Source organism: Pseudomonas sp. PsB, assembly GCF_043658375.1.
In the GTDB taxonomy this organism is placed as follows: Bacteria; Pseudomonadota; Gammaproteobacteria; order Pseudomonadales; family Pseudomonadaceae; genus Aquipseudomonas; species Aquipseudomonas putida_Z.
In genome coordinates this window covers 1-14,018 of the sequence record NZ_JBIGLU010000021.1, presented here as the reverse complement: position 1 = coordinate 14,018, position 14,018 = coordinate 1, and the positions used below count along the sequence as shown (strand labels likewise).

Here is a 14,018-nt window from a genome sequence, read left to right as displayed (position 1 = left end):
CTACCCTCAGACCAGCGCGTTGCGTTTGGCCATTTCGATCAGGTCGACCAGCGTATTGACCTGAAGTTTGTGCATTAGGCGCTTCTTGTAGGTACTGACGGTCTTGCTGCTGAGAAACATGCCCTTGGCAATTTCCTTGTTGCTGCGGCCTTGGGCGAAGAGTTGCAGCACCATCAGTTCGCGGTCATTCACCTGGCGGAAAAGTTGCAAGTCGGCATCTACCGCCTGGTCATGCTTGATTGCCTGGCTGGGGAAGTAGTTGTAACCGGCCAGCACGGCCTTGATTGCACTGAGCAGTTCGCTCAGGTCTTCCTGCTTGCACACGTAGCCTGCAGCACCGGAGTGCATGCAGCGTACGGCAAACAATGCGGGAGACTGCGCGGTCAGTACCAGCACCTTCAGGGGCAGGGCCATGGCCTGGAAGCGGGCAAGCACCTCCAGCCCGTCTAGCTTGGGGATGCTGATGTCGAGAATGACCAGGTCGGGGGCGGTTTCGCGAATCATCTGCATGGCGTCCACGCCGTTGTCCGACTCGCCGACAACTTTGTAATTCTGGTTTTCCAGCAACATACGAACGGCCAGGCGGATGACGGGGTGGTCGTCGACGATAAATATGGAATGCATGTTCAACTTCCCTGCGGGCTATTGAGGGTGACAGGCGGCACCATATCGCAGTTGGAAGTCATCGGGCATGCGAGGAAGGGCTATTAGCCCTATATGGGAAATGGCTTACAAGATAAAACAAAACGGGCTACGAGGCAGGCGCGTTTAACTCGATGTCAAAGCGTGATTGGTAACTTTTCATTTGTTTTTATTCGTGCTGTTTAACTTGCTGCCAATATATGTAGGAAGTTTCCCACAATACACGGTGCAGCTCCGGGCGATGCCCGGGCTGCACCGGCAGTGCTCAGGTCGGGCTGGAGCGCCCGGTCATTTCCCGGGCCATTTCGCTGGCATAGCTGTCGGTCATCCCGGCGATGAAGTCGATCATGCGCAGGAAGGCGCTGTGCAGCGAGCCGCGTGGATCGGGGGCATTGTTGCCGATCAGGTCCAGTACCCGGCGGCTCTTGAACGACGGCGTGCGTCCGCCGTGCTGTTCGAGGGCGGCGCCGCAGAAGGTGTTCAGCAGAATCTCCAGCGTGGTGTAGGCGCCGATCTCGTGCAGGGTCTTGCGCTTGTCCTGGAAGATCTTGTTGCGTGCCATGTCCTTGGCCTGCAGCACGCAGCGCTTGGCCGGGCCATGCATGTGTTCGACCAGGTCGCCCGCCAGCTGGCCGGCCAGCAAGGCTTGCTGCTGCTCGACGAAGGCGCGGGCGGCAGCGTTGGTCAGGTGCTCGATGGCCTTGCCGCGCAGGATCGCCAGCTTGCGCCGCCGGGAGTCGCCTGGGCCGAGCTGACGGTAGGTTTCCGGCAGGTCATCGCCGACCAGGTCGAGCAGCAGCGCTTCGACTTCCGCGTACTGCAGCAACTCCATTTCCAGGCCGTCTTCCAGGTCGATCAGCGCGTAGCAGATGTCATCCGCAGCCTCCATCAGGTAGACCAGCGGGTGGCGCGCCCAGCGCTGATGTTCCAGTTGCGGCAGGCCGAGCTTGCGGGCGATCTGTTCGAGCAGCGGCAGTTCGCTCTGGTAACTGCCGAACTTGTGCTTCTTGTAGCCCAGGGCGTCGGCGTGGCGTGCGCTCCACGGGTACTTCAGGTAAGTGCCGAGGGTGGCATAGGTCAGCCGGGTACCGCCGTCGAACTGGTGGTACTCCAGCTGGGTGAGTACGCGAAAGCCTTGGGCGTTGCCTTCGAAGTTGAGGAAGTCGGCGCGCTCGTCGTCGCTCATGTCGTCCAGCCAGCCACGCCCGGCGGCCTGCTGGAACCAGTGGCGGATGGCGTCTTCGCCAGAGTGGCCGAACGGTGGGTTGCCGATGTCATGGGCCAGGCAGGCCGACTGCACGATCATCCCCAGGTCGCTGGGGGCGCACCAGTCCGGCAGGCTGTCGCGCAGGGTTTCGCCGACGCGCATGCCCAGCGAGCGGCCGACGCAGCTGACTTCCAGCGAGTGGGTCAGGCGTGTGTGGATATGGTCGTTGCTGGAAACCGGGTGCACCTGGGTCTTGCGCCCTAGGCGGCGGAAGGCACCGGAGAAGATGATGCGGTCGTGGTCCTTGTGGAAGGGGCTGCGCCCGAGTTCATCGGCGCTGTACAGGGCTTTGCCCAGGCGTTCGCGGGTGAGCAGGGTGTGCCAGTCCAAGGCGCGGTCTCCTGTAGGTCGAAGGCAGCAGCATATCCTGTAGGAGCGGCCTTGTGTCGCGAAAGGGCCGCAACGCGGCCCCAGGATTTCAGCAATAGTGCACAAATTGTCGGGGCTGCTATGCAGCCCTGTCGCGACACAAGGCCGCTCCTACAGGGACCGCGATGGTTAGGGGCGGCGGCTGCCTTGCAGGTACAGGCGCAGCAGCGGCAGCAGGCTGGTGCCCAGGCGCAACAGCCGCGCCAGGTTGCCGCTGCGCACGCCCTTGCCGGTGAGGAAACCCAGCGCCACCACGGCGCCAATCCCCCACAGCGGCGCATGCTTGATGCCCAGCCCGTCGTGCAGCGAGCTGCCCATGCCGCGCACGCGGCGCAGCGGCTCAAGCAACTGTGCGGACTCGTGGCGGATTTCCTGGCGGTGCATTTCCATGCGCAGGCGCAGCAGCGCCTTGCGCAGTTCCCGCGGGTTTCGGGTGTTTGGCAGTTCTGGCAGGCTCATGGCAACAGGCGCTCCCGGTCCTTGGCAAGTTCCTCGAGGGTGGCGCCGAAGGGCGACGACTCGTCGAACACCGCTGCCTTCAGGCGCAGGCCGCAATACAGCGCGGCGATGCCGTAGAACACGCACAGGCCGATGATGCCGGCCAGGCGATAGCTGTCCCACAGCAATACCAGCAACAGCCCGGACAGCGCCGTCAGCAGCAGCAGGGCGAATACCAGGGCCAGGCCGGCGAACAGCAGCAGGCTCAAGGTGCGGCCCTTCTGCTCCTGCAACTCGATGCCAAACAGTTCGATATGGCTGTGCAGCAGCCCCAGGGCAGCCGCGCCCAGGCGCCTGCCCGAGGCGCTGGCGCCGTTGGCGTCGTTCTCCATGGGAACCCCTTAGCGCCGGTTGGCCAGCAGGCCGATCAACAGGCCGACGCCAGCGGCAATGCCGATCGCCTGCCATGGTTTTTCCTGCACGTACTGTTCGGCACTGCCCAGTGCTGCCTGGCCGCGCTCGCGCACCGAGTCCTGGGTCAGCTGCAGGCTTTCGCGGGCCTGGGCCAGGCGGTCGTGGATCTGTTCACGCAACTCGTCAGCCTGGTCGCCGGCCAGGTTGGCGGTGTCGGCCAGCAGCTTCTCGGTGTCACGGACCAATGCCTGGAAGTCAGCCATCAATATCTCTTGTGCAGTCTTTGCCGATTTGCTGGCCATGGGTGTCTCCCTGTCGATGAGTGTTGGTAGTTCGAGTGATAGCACGCGCGGAAGGTTCAAGTGCCGGCGCTGGTATGGGCCTTGCTAAGGCTTTGCCACGTTGCGGGGCGCCCCAGGCAGGTATTGCGCCGATTAGGGGCGCCAGCGCAGCGGATACCGATAAACCTTAACCCAATCCACGACAAACCCAAGAAAAAACCACGCAGGCTCCGCCCGGCTCACCGAAACAGGGCAGGGGGCTGGCACCGATTCGGTGCAGGGATGCAGGTTCTTGAACTGTCCTGGTGCCTTTTTCAGCAGGTCTGCCTATTTCATGGAAAACATGCACAGCGCGATGGACTCCCTGGTCCATGGTTCCAACACCCTGTTCATTCTCATGGGCGCCATTCTGGTGCTGGCCATGCACGCCGGCTTCGCGTTTCTCGAAGTGGGCACGGTGCGCCACAAGAACCAGGTCAACGCCTTGTCGAAAATTCTCAGCGACTTCGCTATCTCGGCATTGGTGTACTTCTTCATCGGCTACTGGATCGCCTACGGGGTCAACTTCTTCCAGCCAGCGGCGGCGCTGGCGGCCGACCATGGCTATGCGCTGGTCAAGTGCTTCTTCCTGCTGACCTTTGCAGCGGCGATCCCGGCGATCATCTCCGGGGGCATCGCCGAGCGGGCGCGCTTCGTGCCGCAACTGTGTGCCACGGCGTTGATCGTGGCGTTCATCTACCCGTTCTTCGAGGGCGTGGTGTGGAACGGCAACCTGGGCGTTCAGGCCTGGTTGCAGGCACGCTTCGGCGCGCCGTTCCATGACTTTGCCGGCTCGGTGGTGGTGCATGCCATGGGTGGTTGGCTGGCGCTGGCGGCGGTGCTGCTGCTGGGCGCACGCCGCGGGCGCTACCGCGATGGCCGGCTAGTGGCGTTTGCGCCGTCGAGCATTCCCTTCCTGGCATTGGGGTCGTGGATCCTGATCATCGGCTGGTTCGGCTTCAACGTCATGAGTGCCCAGACCTTGCAGGGTGTCAGCGGCCTGGTGGCGATCAACTCGCTGATGGCCATGGTCGGTGGCACCCTGTCGGCCTTGCTGGCCGGGCGTAACGACCCGGGCTTCCTGCATAACGGGCCGCTGGCCGGGCTGGTAGCGGTTTGTGCCGGTTCCGACCTGATGCACCCGATTGGTGCGCTGGCCACCGGCCTGGTGGCGGGTGCGCTGTTCGTCTGGACCTTCACCGCGGCGCAGAACCGCTGGAAGATCGATGATGTGCTGGGTGTGTGGCCGTTGCATGGCCTGTGCGGTGTCTGGGGTGGCATGGCCTGCGGCATCTTCGGCCAGGAGGTGCTGGGTGGCATGGGCGCTGTCAGCCTGGTCAGCCAGTTGCTGGGCAGCCTGATGGGCGTGGTGGTGGCATTGGCCGGCGGATTTGCCGTGTATGGTGCAATCCGCGCGCTGCATGGGCTGCGCTTGAGCCATGAGCAGGAGTTCCAGGGCGCGGACCTGTCGCTGCACCGTATCGGCGCCACCAGCCAGGATTGAGCCAGGTCAGGTGCACGGACGGCAGGACAGACCTAGAATAGGTTTCTCCCTGCCAAAGCGGACTTGCCCCCATGCTGCCTGAATGCCAACTGTTCGGCACCCTCGGCTGCCACCTGTGTGAAGTGGCCGAGGCCGTGCTGATGCCCTTCGTCGACCATGGCCTGCTGGTAGAACTGGTCGACATTGCCGAGAACGAAGCCCTGTTCGAACGCTATGGCCTGATCATTCCGGTGCTGCGCCGCTGTGACAATGGCGGCGAGCTGCACTGGCCGTTCGATGCCGAACAGGTGGTGGCGTTTCTCGCGCAGTAATCGCGCAAGGGGAGGTCTGTCCCTGCTCCATGCGGCGTGCTGCGTTGTGATGATCCGCTGCCGGCACGTTGAGGCCGGCATCCTTCAGCTGTCATCAGGAACCCAGCCATGCTCATTTCCCCCCATTTCACCCTCGATGAAATGACCGTTTCGCAGCTCGCCGCCAGGGAAGGGCTCGACAACAATCCTCCAGCCGAAGCGCGTGCCAACCTGCAGTTGCTGTGCAATGCATTGGAGCAGGTGCGCGCGCTGTTCGGTGCACCGGTCATCGTCAGCAGCGGCTATCGCAGCCCCGCAGTCAACCAGCGCATTGGCGGGGCGCTGGCGAGCAAGCATCTGCAGGGGCTGGCGGCTGACTTCACGGTGATTGAAGTCAGCCCGCGCGAGGTGGTGCGCCGGATCAGCGAAAGCGCCATCCCCTTCGACCAGCTGATCCTCGAATTCGATAACTGGGTGCACCTGGCCGTGTCGCGTAGCGACCCCCGGCGCCAGGTGCTGACCATCCGCAAAGGCACCGGCTATCTGCCGGGGCTGCAATGAAGCGCATTGACGGCGCCAAGGGGATGTTCGTATGCTGTATATAAATACAGTGTCGAGGTGAAGCCATGCTCAATGTCGAGCAACTCAAGTACAGCGTCAACCGCATGCCCGTCGAGCGGGTGGCCGACGCTGTTCTGGAACTGCGCCTCGAAGGCCTGGTGACCGACGACCGTACGCCGTTCGGCAAGGTCCACTTCAATACCTGCTTCGCCGAGATCGAGGCCCTGTTCCAGCGTGCCGGCTACCACCGTGGGCTGGACGTGGTGGGGTACCAGGGGTTGCTGTATGCCCTCTACGACCCTGGGCGCTGGGAGCCGGTGCAGGTGTTGCGCTGGCTGAAGGAGCGCTGCGAGGCCATTGCCCAGGCTGGTTGAGGGCACGGGCTTGGGGGATAATGCGCGGCCGTGAACGTTTCGAGCCCTGCCATGACAACGCCTTTCGACCCCGCCCGCCAGCAAGCCAGCACGGTGTGCCTGCCCCCCGGTAACTGGGCGACGGTGCTCGACTGCCTGTGTGACCATTTCAAGGCCATCGACCGCGCCCAGTGGCTCGACCGCTTTGCCCGGGGCCGGGTGCTGGATGCCGAGGGGCGGGCGGTTTCTGCCGAACTGCCTTACAAGCGCGGTATGCGTTTGCACTACTTCCGTGAGGTGCCGAACGAGCGGCCGATCCCGGTGCAGGAGACCGTACTGCATGTGGATGAGCACCTGGTGGTAGCCGACAAGCCGCATTTCCTGCCAGTGACGCCGACTGGCGAATACGTCGAACAGACCTTGCTGCGCCGCCTGATCCGCCGCCTGGGCAACCCGCATCTGGTGCCGTTGCACCGTATCGACCGGCATACCGCCGGGCTTGTACTGTTTTCCGCCAACCCGCAGAGCCGCAGTGCCTACCAACGGCTGTTCCCCGAACGACGTATCGACAAGCGCTACCAGGCCATTGCCGCGGCCATGCCGCAGCACGATTTCCCGCTGGTGCACAAAAGCCGCCTGGTACATGGCGAGCCGTTTTTCCGCATGCATGAGGTAGAGGGGGAGGCCAACAGCGAAACCCTGGCCGAAGTGCTGGAGAAGAATGGCGAGCTGTGGCGTTACGGGCTGTCGCCGGTGACTGGCAAGACCCATCAGTTGCGTGTGCACATGGCGGCATTGGGGGCGGGGATCTGCAATGACCCGTTCTATCCGCAGTTGGTCAACGAAGAGGATGACTACCAGCGGCCACTGAAGTTGCTGGCGCAGAGCCTGCGCTTTGCAGACCCGCTGAGCGGGGAAGAGCGCTACTTCGAGAGCTGCTTGCAGCTGGATTGGTAGTCTGGACGGGGTCGTTGTAGGAGCGGCCTTGTGTCGCGATGGGCCGCGAAGCGGCCCCGGCATTTTTTTGCATCACCGCTGAACTCCTGGGGCCGCTTCGCGGCCCATCGCGACACAAGGCCGCTCCTACAGGGCCCTAGCGGTTGAACCGCTCCACCAGCGAGTACTGGGTGCCCGCCGTGCTGGTCAGCTCTTCGCTGAGCAGCGCCGAGTGCTGGGCCTGTTCGGCAGTCTGGTCGGCCAGGTCGGCGATGGTGCTGATGTTGCGGCTGATCTCGTCAGCCACTGCAGTCTGCTCCTCGGTCGCCGCAGCAATCTGGGTGGCCATGTCGGTAATGTTGGCTACCGCGTCACTGATGCCCACCAGTGCCTCGTCGGCCTGCATCACACGGTCGACGCCTTCCTGCGCCTGGCGATGGCCGGTTTCCATGGTCAGCACGGCATTGCTGGCGGTTTGTTGCAGCTTGGCGATCAGGCCGTGGATCTGCCCGGTGGATTCGGCAGTGCGCTGGGCCAGCTGGCGTACTTCGTCGGCCACCACGGCAAAGCCTCGGCCCATTTCACCGGCACGTGCCGCTTCGATGGCCGCGTTCAGCGCCAGCAGGTTGGTCTGGTCGGCGATGCCCTTGATCACATCGACCACGCCACCAATCTCGTCGCTGTCCTTGGCCAGTTGCGTCACCGTCTGGCCGGTCTCGCCCACCGCCGCCGACAGGCGCTCGATGGCCTCGCGGGTTTCACCGGCAATCTGCCGGCCCTGGCTGGTCAGGCGGTTGGCTTCCTGGGTGGCATCGGCGGTGCGCTGCACGTGGTTGGCCACTTCCTGGGTGGTGGCGGCCATCTGGTTGACCGCAGCGGCAACCTGCTCGGTCTCCACCCGCTGGCGTTCCAGGCCCGAAGAACTCTTGTGCGCCAGCTCGTCGGACTGGCGCGCCTGTTCGCTGAGGTGTTCGGCGCTGTCCTGCAGGCGGGTCAGGCAGGTTTTCATGCGCGCGTCCTGGCTGAGCATGGCCATTTCCAGGCGCGCCTGCACGCCACGGCTGTCGGTGTACATCTGCGCGATCAGCGGGTCGGAAGTGGTCTGTTCGGCCAGGCGCAGCAGGCGCTTGAGGCCGCGCTGCTGCCAGCTCAGGCCCAGCAGGCCCAGCGGTACGGAAAGCCCGGCAGCCAGGGCGAAGCCCCAGGAATGGCCCAGCCAGTTGCCGATCAGGAAGCCCACCTGGCTGATCAGGATGAACGGCAACCAGTCCTGCAGCACCGGCAGCCACTTGTCCCGGCGTGGTACCGGCGGCTTGCCCTGGTTGATGCGCTGGTACAGCGCCTCGGCGCGGCGGACCTGCTCGGCGGTAGGCTTGACCCGTACCGACTCGAAGCCGACCACCTGGTTGTTGTCGAAGATCGGCGTGACATAGGCGTTGACCCAGTAGTGGTCACCGGACTTGCAGCGGTTCTTGACGATACCCATCCACGGCTGGCCCTGCTTGAGGGTTTGCCACATGTGGGCAAACACCGCTGGCGGCACGTCGGGGTGGCGCACCAGGTTGTGCGGCGCACCGGTCAGCTCTTCGCGGGTGAAACCACTGATCTCGATGAAGGCATCGTTGCAGTAAGTGATCACACCTTTGGCATTGGTGGTGGAGATCAACCGCTGCTGGGCAGGGAAAGTCCGTTCTCTCTGGGTAATCGGCTGGTTGTTACGCATGGGTTGATAGTCCGCAGGGCTTTCGACAGGTATCGGCAAGCCGCTGGTTTTATTGAATGAATAATTAATGTGCTTGATCTGTGGCAATAAGCCATCACTTGATCTGGGTTAGCCAGCGAGCACGTTCAAGCAAGTTGGCGTCATTATTGCGTTTTTACTGCTGTTTCATGACGTATAAGTCGAATGATGACCGATTAGCTAGCCAAGAGCCAGCATCGGATAGCTGAACAGGGTGAAGTGCACCAGGTTCAGGCCGAAATGGCAGAGCACCGCCGCCGCCACGCCGCCCCAGCGGTACGCCAGGCCGTAGCCGATACCGGCAAGGGTGGCCAGGTACACCCATTGCCAGCCGGCCCCCAGGTGGGCCAGGCCGAACAGCAAGGCGGCGGCGAACAATGCCAACCCTTGGTGGCGCAGTAGCCGTTGCAGGCCGGCCTGGATGTAACCGCGGAACAACAGTTCTTCGGTCAGGCTTACCAGCAGCAGGTTGTTCAGCAGCCAGAGCCAGGCCTGGTCGGGCCATTTCGGGGCCCAGGCCAGCATGCCCAGTGCCCAGGCGCCGCCCAGGCAGGCGAGCAGGGTCAGGGGCAGGGCGTACAGCAGGCTGGTCGCCAGGCCCTGGCTGCGCCACAGGAACAGCCAAGGGCAGGCCAGCAGCAGCCAGGCGCCGATCAGCGGTTTGTCCAGGTTCAGGTACATCGTGAAGGGCAGGGCGCCGGGGCTGAGGACAACGCCGTCGATGACCTTGGCAGCGTTGAAGCCGGGCAGCCAGTGCAATGCCAGGGCGATGGCCAGGAGGATGAACAACGTGTGGCCGAGGGCTTGTTGCCAGCGCTGGGGGCGGCGAGCGAGCAGGGCGCTGGCAAGCAGGGCGAGAAAGGTGGGCAGGGTGGTGATGCCGAGGTTGCCCTGGCTCAGGGCGAGGGTGTAGCCGAGTGCCAGGAGTGAAAGTGCGATCAGGTGGAAGCGAGGCACGAGTGGTCCTTTTCGGGTAAACGGAAACGGGCCGCTCCTACAGGCGATCGGCGTGTACAGCAGCCCCAAGCATACGCGCCTCAACCAGCAATCAGCTGGCGCAACACATAATGCAGAATTCCCCCGGCCTTGAAGTACTCCACCTCATTCACGGTATCGATCCGGCACAGCACCTCGATCTGCTCCTGCTGCCCGTCCTCGCGGGTGATGCGCAAGGGCAGGCTCATGCCCGGGCGGATCTGTGCGCCGTTCAAGCCAAGCACATCGATCTTTTCCTTGCCGGTCAGCCCCAGTTGCTTGCGGTTGTGCCCGGCCTTGAACTGCAGCGGCAGTACGCCCATGCCTACCAGGTTGGAGCGGTGAATGCGTTCGAAGCTTTCCGCCAGTACCGCCTTGACCCCCAGCAGGTTGGTGCCCTTGGCCGCCCAGTCGCGGCTCGAGCCGGTGCCGTATTCCTGGCCGGCGATCACCACCAGCGGAGTGCCTTCCTGCTGGTAGCGCATGGCCGCGTCGTAGATCGACAGCTTCTCGCCACTGGGCACGTGCAGGGTGTTGCCACCTTCTTCGCCCGCCAGCATTTCGTTGCGGATGCGGATGTTGGCGAAGGTGCCGCGCATCATCACTTCATGGTTGCCACGCCGCGAGCCGTAGGAGTTGAAGTCGCGGGGCTCCACGCCCTGCTCACGCAGGTAGCGCCCGGCCGGGCTGTCGGCCTTGATGTTGCCGGCCGGGGAAATGTGGTCGGTGGTCACCGAGTCACCCAGCAGCGCCAGGATCCGCGCACCCTGGATGTCGGTGATCTGCGGGGGTGGCCCGCCGATGTCGTCGAAGAACGGCGGATGCTGGATATAGGTGGAGTCGGCCTGCCACACGTAGGTGGCCGCCTGCGGTACCTCGATGGCCTGCCACTGTGCATCGCCGGCGAACACCTCGGCGTACTCCTTGTGGAACATCGCCGTGTCGACCTTGGCCACGGCAGCGGCGATTTCCTGCTGGCTGGGCCAGATATCGCGCAGGTACACCGGCTGGCCATCCTTGCCGGTGCCCAGCGGGTCGCAGGTCAGGTCCAGGCGCACGCTGCCGGCCAGGGCATAGGCCACCACCAGCGGCGGCGAGGCCAGCCAGTTGGTCTTGACCAGCGGGTGCACGCGGCCTTCGAAGTTGCGGTTGCCCGACAACACCGAAGCCACCGTGAGGTCGGCGCTGCCGATGGCTTTTTCGATCGCTTCATCCAGCGGGCCGGAGTTGCCGATGCAGGTGGTGCAGCCATAGCCGACCAGATCGAACCCCAATTGGTCCAGATAGGTGGTGAGCCCGGCTGCCTTGAAGTAGTCGGTGACCACCTTGGAGCCCGGCGCCAGCGAGCTCTTGACCCAGGGTTTGCGTTGCAGGCCTTTTTCCAGGGCCTTTTTCGCCACCAGCCCGGCGGCCATCATCACGCTGGGGTTGGAGGTGTTGGTACACGAGGTGATCGCGGCAATCACCACGGCGCCATCGCGCAGTGTGTGGGTCTGGCCTTGATGGCTGTAGTCGATCTCCCCCGCCTGGTCGGCGTTGCCCACCGCCACGCCGCCGCCACCTTCGCTTTCCAGGCGGCTGACCTCTTTGGCCAGCGGCTTGGGTTGCAGTTCGATGAAGTGGTCGAAGGCCTGGCTGACCTGGCCCAGGGCTACCCGGTCCTGCGGCCGCTTGGGCCCTGCCAGGCTGGCCTCGACCTCGTGCATGTCCAGCGCCAGGCTGTCGCTGAACAGTGGCTCCTGGCCGGGCTGCCGCCACAGGCCCTGGGCTTTGCAGTACTGCTCGACCAGTTGCACGGTCGCCTCGGGGCGGCCGGACAGGCGCAGGTAGTCCAGGGTCACCTGGTCGACCGGGAAGAAGCCGCAGGTGGCGCCGTATTCCGGGGCCATGTTGGCGATGGTCGCACGGTCGGCCAAGGGCAGCTCGGCCAGGCCATCACCATAAAACTCGACGAACTTGCCCACCACGCCCTTCTTGCGCAGCATCTGCGTCACCGTCAGCACCAGGTCGGTGGCGGTGATGCCTTCGCGCAGTTTGCCGGTCAGCTTGAAGCCGATCACTTCGGGGATCAGCATCGACACCGGCTGGCCGAGCATCGCCGCCTCCGCTTCGATGCCGCCCACGCCCCAGCCGAGCACGCCCAGGCCGTTGATCATGGTGGTATGCGAATCGGTACCGACCAGGGTGTCGGGGAAGGCGTAGGTGCGGCCATCGGCCTCACGGGTCCAGACGGTGCGGCCGAGGTATTCGAGGTTGACCTGGTGGCAGATGCCGGTGCCCGGCGGTACCACGCGGAAGTTGTCGAAGGCGCTCTGGCCCCAGCGCAGGAAGGCGTAGCGCTCGCCGTTGCGCTGCATTTCGATGTCGACGTTCTCGCTGAAGGCCTGCGACGTGCCGTAGCGGTCGACCATCACCGAATGGTCGATCACCAGGTCCACGGGAGACAGCGGGTTGATCCGCTGCGGGTCGCCGCCGGCCTTGGCCATGGCTGCGCGCATGGCGGCCAGGTCGACCACGGCCGGCACACCGGTGAAGTCCTGCATCAGCACCCGCGCCGGGCGGTACTGGATCTCGCGGTCGGAGCGTCGCTCGCCCAGCCATTGGGCGAGGGCGCGCAGGTCGTCGCCGGTGACGGTCTTGCCGTCTTCCCAGCGCAGCAGGTTTTCCAGCAGCACCTTCAGCGACATGGGCAGGCGCTGCAGGTCGCCCAGTTGGCGGGCGGCTTCGGTGAGGCTGAAGTAGTGGTAGGTCTTGTCGCCGACCTGTAGGGATTTGAGGGTATTCAGGCTATCGAGCGAGGGCATTGCCAACTCCTTCTGCGCCGGTGCCTGGCAAGATCTGCCGATGGCACCGCTCTGTATCGATCCGCACGGCACGGACCTGGCTGAAAGGTCAGGTTAGACCGCTTTGCGCCACCTGACCCTTTTCTGGACCGGCGGGGCGTGTCGCAGGTTCCGATCTTCCTTTATCATCGCCGCCCTGCCGGCGCCTGTGGCGCGCCAGCCGTAGTGGAGTGAGAGATGAATACCCTGTTCATGCATTGCCGGCCCGGTTTCGAGGGTGAGGTGTGCGCCGAAATCAGCGAACATGCTGCCCGCCTGGGTGTTGCCGGCTATGCCAAAGGCAAGCCGCAAAGCGCCAGTGCCGAGTTTGTCTGTAGCGAGGAGGGCGGTGCCGAGCGCTTGATGGGGGAACTGCGCTTCAACCAGCTGATTTTCCCGCGGCAGTGGGCCCGTGGCGGTTATGTCGAACTGCCGGAAAGCGACCGCATCAGTGTGCTGCTGGCGCACCTGGCTGGGTTCCCGGTATTCGGTAGCCTGTGGCTGGAGGTGCTGGACAGCAACGAAGGCAAGGAACTGTCCACCTTCTGCCGCAAGTTCGAGGTGCCGCTGCGCAAGGCTTTGGAAAAGGCCGGGCGCCTGGTCGACGACCCCAGCCGCCCACGCCTGCTGCTCACCTTCATCAGCGGCCGCCGGGTATTTGCCGGTGTTGCCCCGGCCAACAACAGTGCGCTGTGGCCCATGGGCATCCCGCGCCTGAAATTCCCCCGCGAGGCACCCAGCCGCTCGACGCTCAAGCTGGAAGAGGCCTGGCACCAGTTCATCCCGCGCGAGCAGTGGGAGCAGCGCCTGGGCGATGACATGACCGGTGTCGACCTGGGGGCCTCGCCGGGTGGCTGGACCTACCAGCTGGTGCGCCGGGGCATGCTGGTGACCGCCATCGACAACGGGCCGATGGCCGAAAGCCTGATGGACACCGGGTTGGTTCAGCACCTGATGGCCGATGGTTTCACCTGGCAACCGAAGCAGCCGGTGGACTGGATGGTGTGCGACATTGTCGAGAAACCGGCGCGTACCACCTCGCTGATCGAGACCTGGCTGGGCGAGGGGTTGTGTCGTGAAGCTGTGGTCAACCTGAAGCTGCCGATGAAACAGCGCTATGCCGAAGTACGCCGGCTGCTCGACCGCATGGAGGCGACCTTCAAGGCGCGCAAGATCAAGGTGTCGATTGCTTGCAAGCAGCTGTATCACGACCGCGAGGAAGTGACCTGCCATCTGCGCCGGTTGGACTTGAAGCCGCGCTAGCACAGCGAACCGCTTTGCTCCTGCTCTTGCTCTTGCTCTTGCTTCGGCTTTTGCTTCTAAGCGCGCGATAGTTCAGGCGCCGCCGATTGCGACTTCAGGAGGCCGAGCGAAGGGACTGCGGAG

14 protein-coding genes are annotated in these 14,018 nt (G+C 64.1%); 6 read left to right on the top strand and 8 right to left on the bottom strand.

All coding sequences use genetic code 11. From position 1 onward, the window contains the following. Positions 1-6: 6 nt before the first annotated feature. The 5 genes from ACGLHT_RS21615 to ACGLHT_RS21595 form a co-directional block, all read right to left on the bottom strand. Complete coding sequence (locus ACGLHT_RS21615) at positions 7-624, bottom strand: response regulator transcription factor (RefSeq protein ID WP_025338296.1); 618 nt, start codon at positions 622-624, stop codon at positions 7-9. Positions 625-907: 283 nt separating this feature from the next. Then, positions 908-2,239 carry a deoxyguanosinetriphosphate triphosphohydrolase gene (locus ACGLHT_RS21610; RefSeq protein WP_274120149.1) on the bottom strand — a complete coding sequence of 444 codons (1,332 nt, stop codon included), beginning with the start codon at positions 2,237-2,239 and terminating at the stop codon, positions 908-910. Positions 2,240-2,407: 168 nt separating this feature from the next. Beyond that, complete coding sequence (locus ACGLHT_RS21605) at positions 2,408-2,737, bottom strand: hypothetical protein (protein WP_013971682.1); 330 nt, start codon at positions 2,735-2,737, stop codon at positions 2,408-2,410. Next, positions 2,734-3,108, bottom strand: coding sequence for a phage holin family protein (locus ACGLHT_RS21600; protein ID WP_025338297.1), 375 nt, complete (start codon positions 3,106-3,108; stop codon positions 2,734-2,736). The genes ACGLHT_RS21605 and ACGLHT_RS21600 overlap by 4 nt, the downstream gene beginning before the upstream one ends. 9 nt (positions 3,109-3,117) lie before the next feature. Then, positions 3,118-3,432 carry a YqjD family protein gene (locus tag ACGLHT_RS21595; protein ID WP_025338298.1) on the bottom strand — a complete coding sequence of 105 codons (315 nt, stop codon included), beginning with the start codon at positions 3,430-3,432 and terminating at the stop codon, positions 3,118-3,120. A gap of 313 nt (positions 3,433-3,745) precedes the next feature. On the opposite strand from ACGLHT_RS21595, the gene ACGLHT_RS21590 reads away from it, so the two are divergent. The 5 genes from ACGLHT_RS21590 (at position 3,746) to ACGLHT_RS21570 (ending at position 7,115) form a co-directional block, all read left to right on the top strand. Next, entirely contained in the window at positions 3,746-4,954 is a 1,209-nt protein-coding gene (locus ACGLHT_RS21590; protein ID WP_137163331.1) for an ammonium transporter, read from the top strand. 71 nt (positions 4,955-5,025) lie between these two features. Further along, on the top strand, positions 5,026-5,265 hold the full coding sequence (locus ACGLHT_RS21585) for a glutaredoxin family protein (protein WP_019096182.1): 240 nt from the start codon (positions 5,026-5,028) through the stop codon (positions 5,263-5,265). Between the two features lie 108 nt (positions 5,266-5,373). After that, entirely contained in the window at positions 5,374-5,805 is a 432-nt protein-coding gene (locus tag ACGLHT_RS21580) for a D-Ala-D-Ala carboxypeptidase family metallohydrolase (RefSeq protein WP_137163332.1), read from the top strand. Between the two features lie 65 nt (positions 5,806-5,870). Then, a complete protein-coding gene (locus tag ACGLHT_RS21575) occupies positions 5,871-6,179 on the top strand; it encodes a hypothetical protein (RefSeq protein WP_004376097.1) in 309 nt (102 codons plus the stop codon). A gap of 51 nt (positions 6,180-6,230) precedes the next feature. Then, positions 6,231-7,115: a pseudouridine synthase gene (locus tag ACGLHT_RS21570; protein WP_025338302.1), complete on the top strand. Its 885-nt coding sequence runs from the start codon at positions 6,231-6,233 to the stop codon at positions 7,113-7,115. Positions 7,116-7,251: 136 nt separating this feature from the next. On the opposite strand, the gene ACGLHT_RS21565 is transcribed toward ACGLHT_RS21570, so the two are convergent. From ACGLHT_RS21565 to acnA, 3 genes are all read right to left on the bottom strand, one after another. After that, positions 7,252-8,817: a PAS domain-containing methyl-accepting chemotaxis protein gene (locus tag ACGLHT_RS21565; RefSeq protein WP_274120150.1), complete on the bottom strand. Its 1,566-nt coding sequence runs from the start codon at positions 8,815-8,817 to the stop codon at positions 7,252-7,254. A gap of 198 nt (positions 8,818-9,015) precedes the next feature. After that, complete coding sequence (locus tag ACGLHT_RS21560) at positions 9,016-9,792, bottom strand: CPBP family intramembrane glutamic endopeptidase (RefSeq protein WP_025338304.1); 777 nt, start codon at positions 9,790-9,792, stop codon at positions 9,016-9,018. An 80-nt stretch (positions 9,793-9,872) separates the two neighbouring features. Next, complete coding sequence (gene acnA / locus ACGLHT_RS21555; protein WP_274120151.1) at positions 9,873-12,614, bottom strand: aconitate hydratase AcnA; 2,742 nt, start codon at positions 12,612-12,614, stop codon at positions 9,873-9,875. A 216-nt stretch (positions 12,615-12,830) separates the two neighbouring features. Between acnA and rlmM the strand changes: the two genes are divergently transcribed. Further along, a complete protein-coding gene (rlmM, locus tag ACGLHT_RS21550) occupies positions 12,831-13,895 on the top strand; it encodes a 23S rRNA (cytidine(2498)-2'-O)-methyltransferase RlmM (protein ID WP_085589413.1) in 1,065 nt (354 codons plus the stop codon). The last annotated feature ends 123 nt before the right edge of the window (positions 13,896-14,018 follow it).

Coding starts and splice junctions, on each gene's coding strand:
- ACGLHT_RS21585 (WP_019096182.1), top strand. CDS start 5,026: ATGCTGCCTGAATGCCAACTGTTCGGCACCCTCGGCTGCCACCTGTGT.
- ACGLHT_RS21590 (WP_137163331.1), top strand. CDS start 3,746: ATGGAAAACATGCACAGCGCGATGGACTCCCTGGTCCATGGTTCCAAC.
- ACGLHT_RS21575 (WP_004376097.1), top strand. CDS start 5,871: ATGCTCAATGTCGAGCAACTCAAGTACAGCGTCAACCGCATGCCCGTC.
- ACGLHT_RS21565 (WP_274120150.1), bottom strand. CDS start 8,817: ATGCGTAACAACCAGCCGATTACCCAGAGAGAACGGACTTTCCCTGCC.
- ACGLHT_RS21595 (WP_025338298.1), bottom strand. CDS start 3,432: ATGGCCAGCAAATCGGCAAAGACTGCACAAGAGATATTGATGGCTGAC.
- ACGLHT_RS21570 (WP_025338302.1), top strand. CDS start 6,231: ATGACAACGCCTTTCGACCCCGCCCGCCAGCAAGCCAGCACGGTGTGC.
- ACGLHT_RS21605 (WP_013971682.1), bottom strand. CDS start 2,737: ATGAGCCTGCCAGAACTGCCAAACACCCGAAACCCGCGGGAACTGCGC.
- ACGLHT_RS21580 (WP_137163332.1), top strand. CDS start 5,374: ATGCTCATTTCCCCCCATTTCACCCTCGATGAAATGACCGTTTCGCAG.
- ACGLHT_RS21600 (WP_025338297.1), bottom strand. CDS start 3,108: ATGGAGAACGACGCCAACGGCGCCAGCGCCTCGGGCAGGCGCCTGGGC.
- ACGLHT_RS21615 (WP_025338296.1), bottom strand. CDS start 624: ATGCATTCCATATTTATCGTCGACGACCACCCCGTCATCCGCCTGGCC.
- rlmM (WP_085589413.1), top strand. CDS start 12,831: ATGAATACCCTGTTCATGCATTGCCGGCCCGGTTTCGAGGGTGAGGTG.
- acnA (WP_274120151.1), bottom strand. CDS start 12,614: ATGCCCTCGCTCGATAGCCTGAATACCCTCAAATCCCTACAGGTCGGC.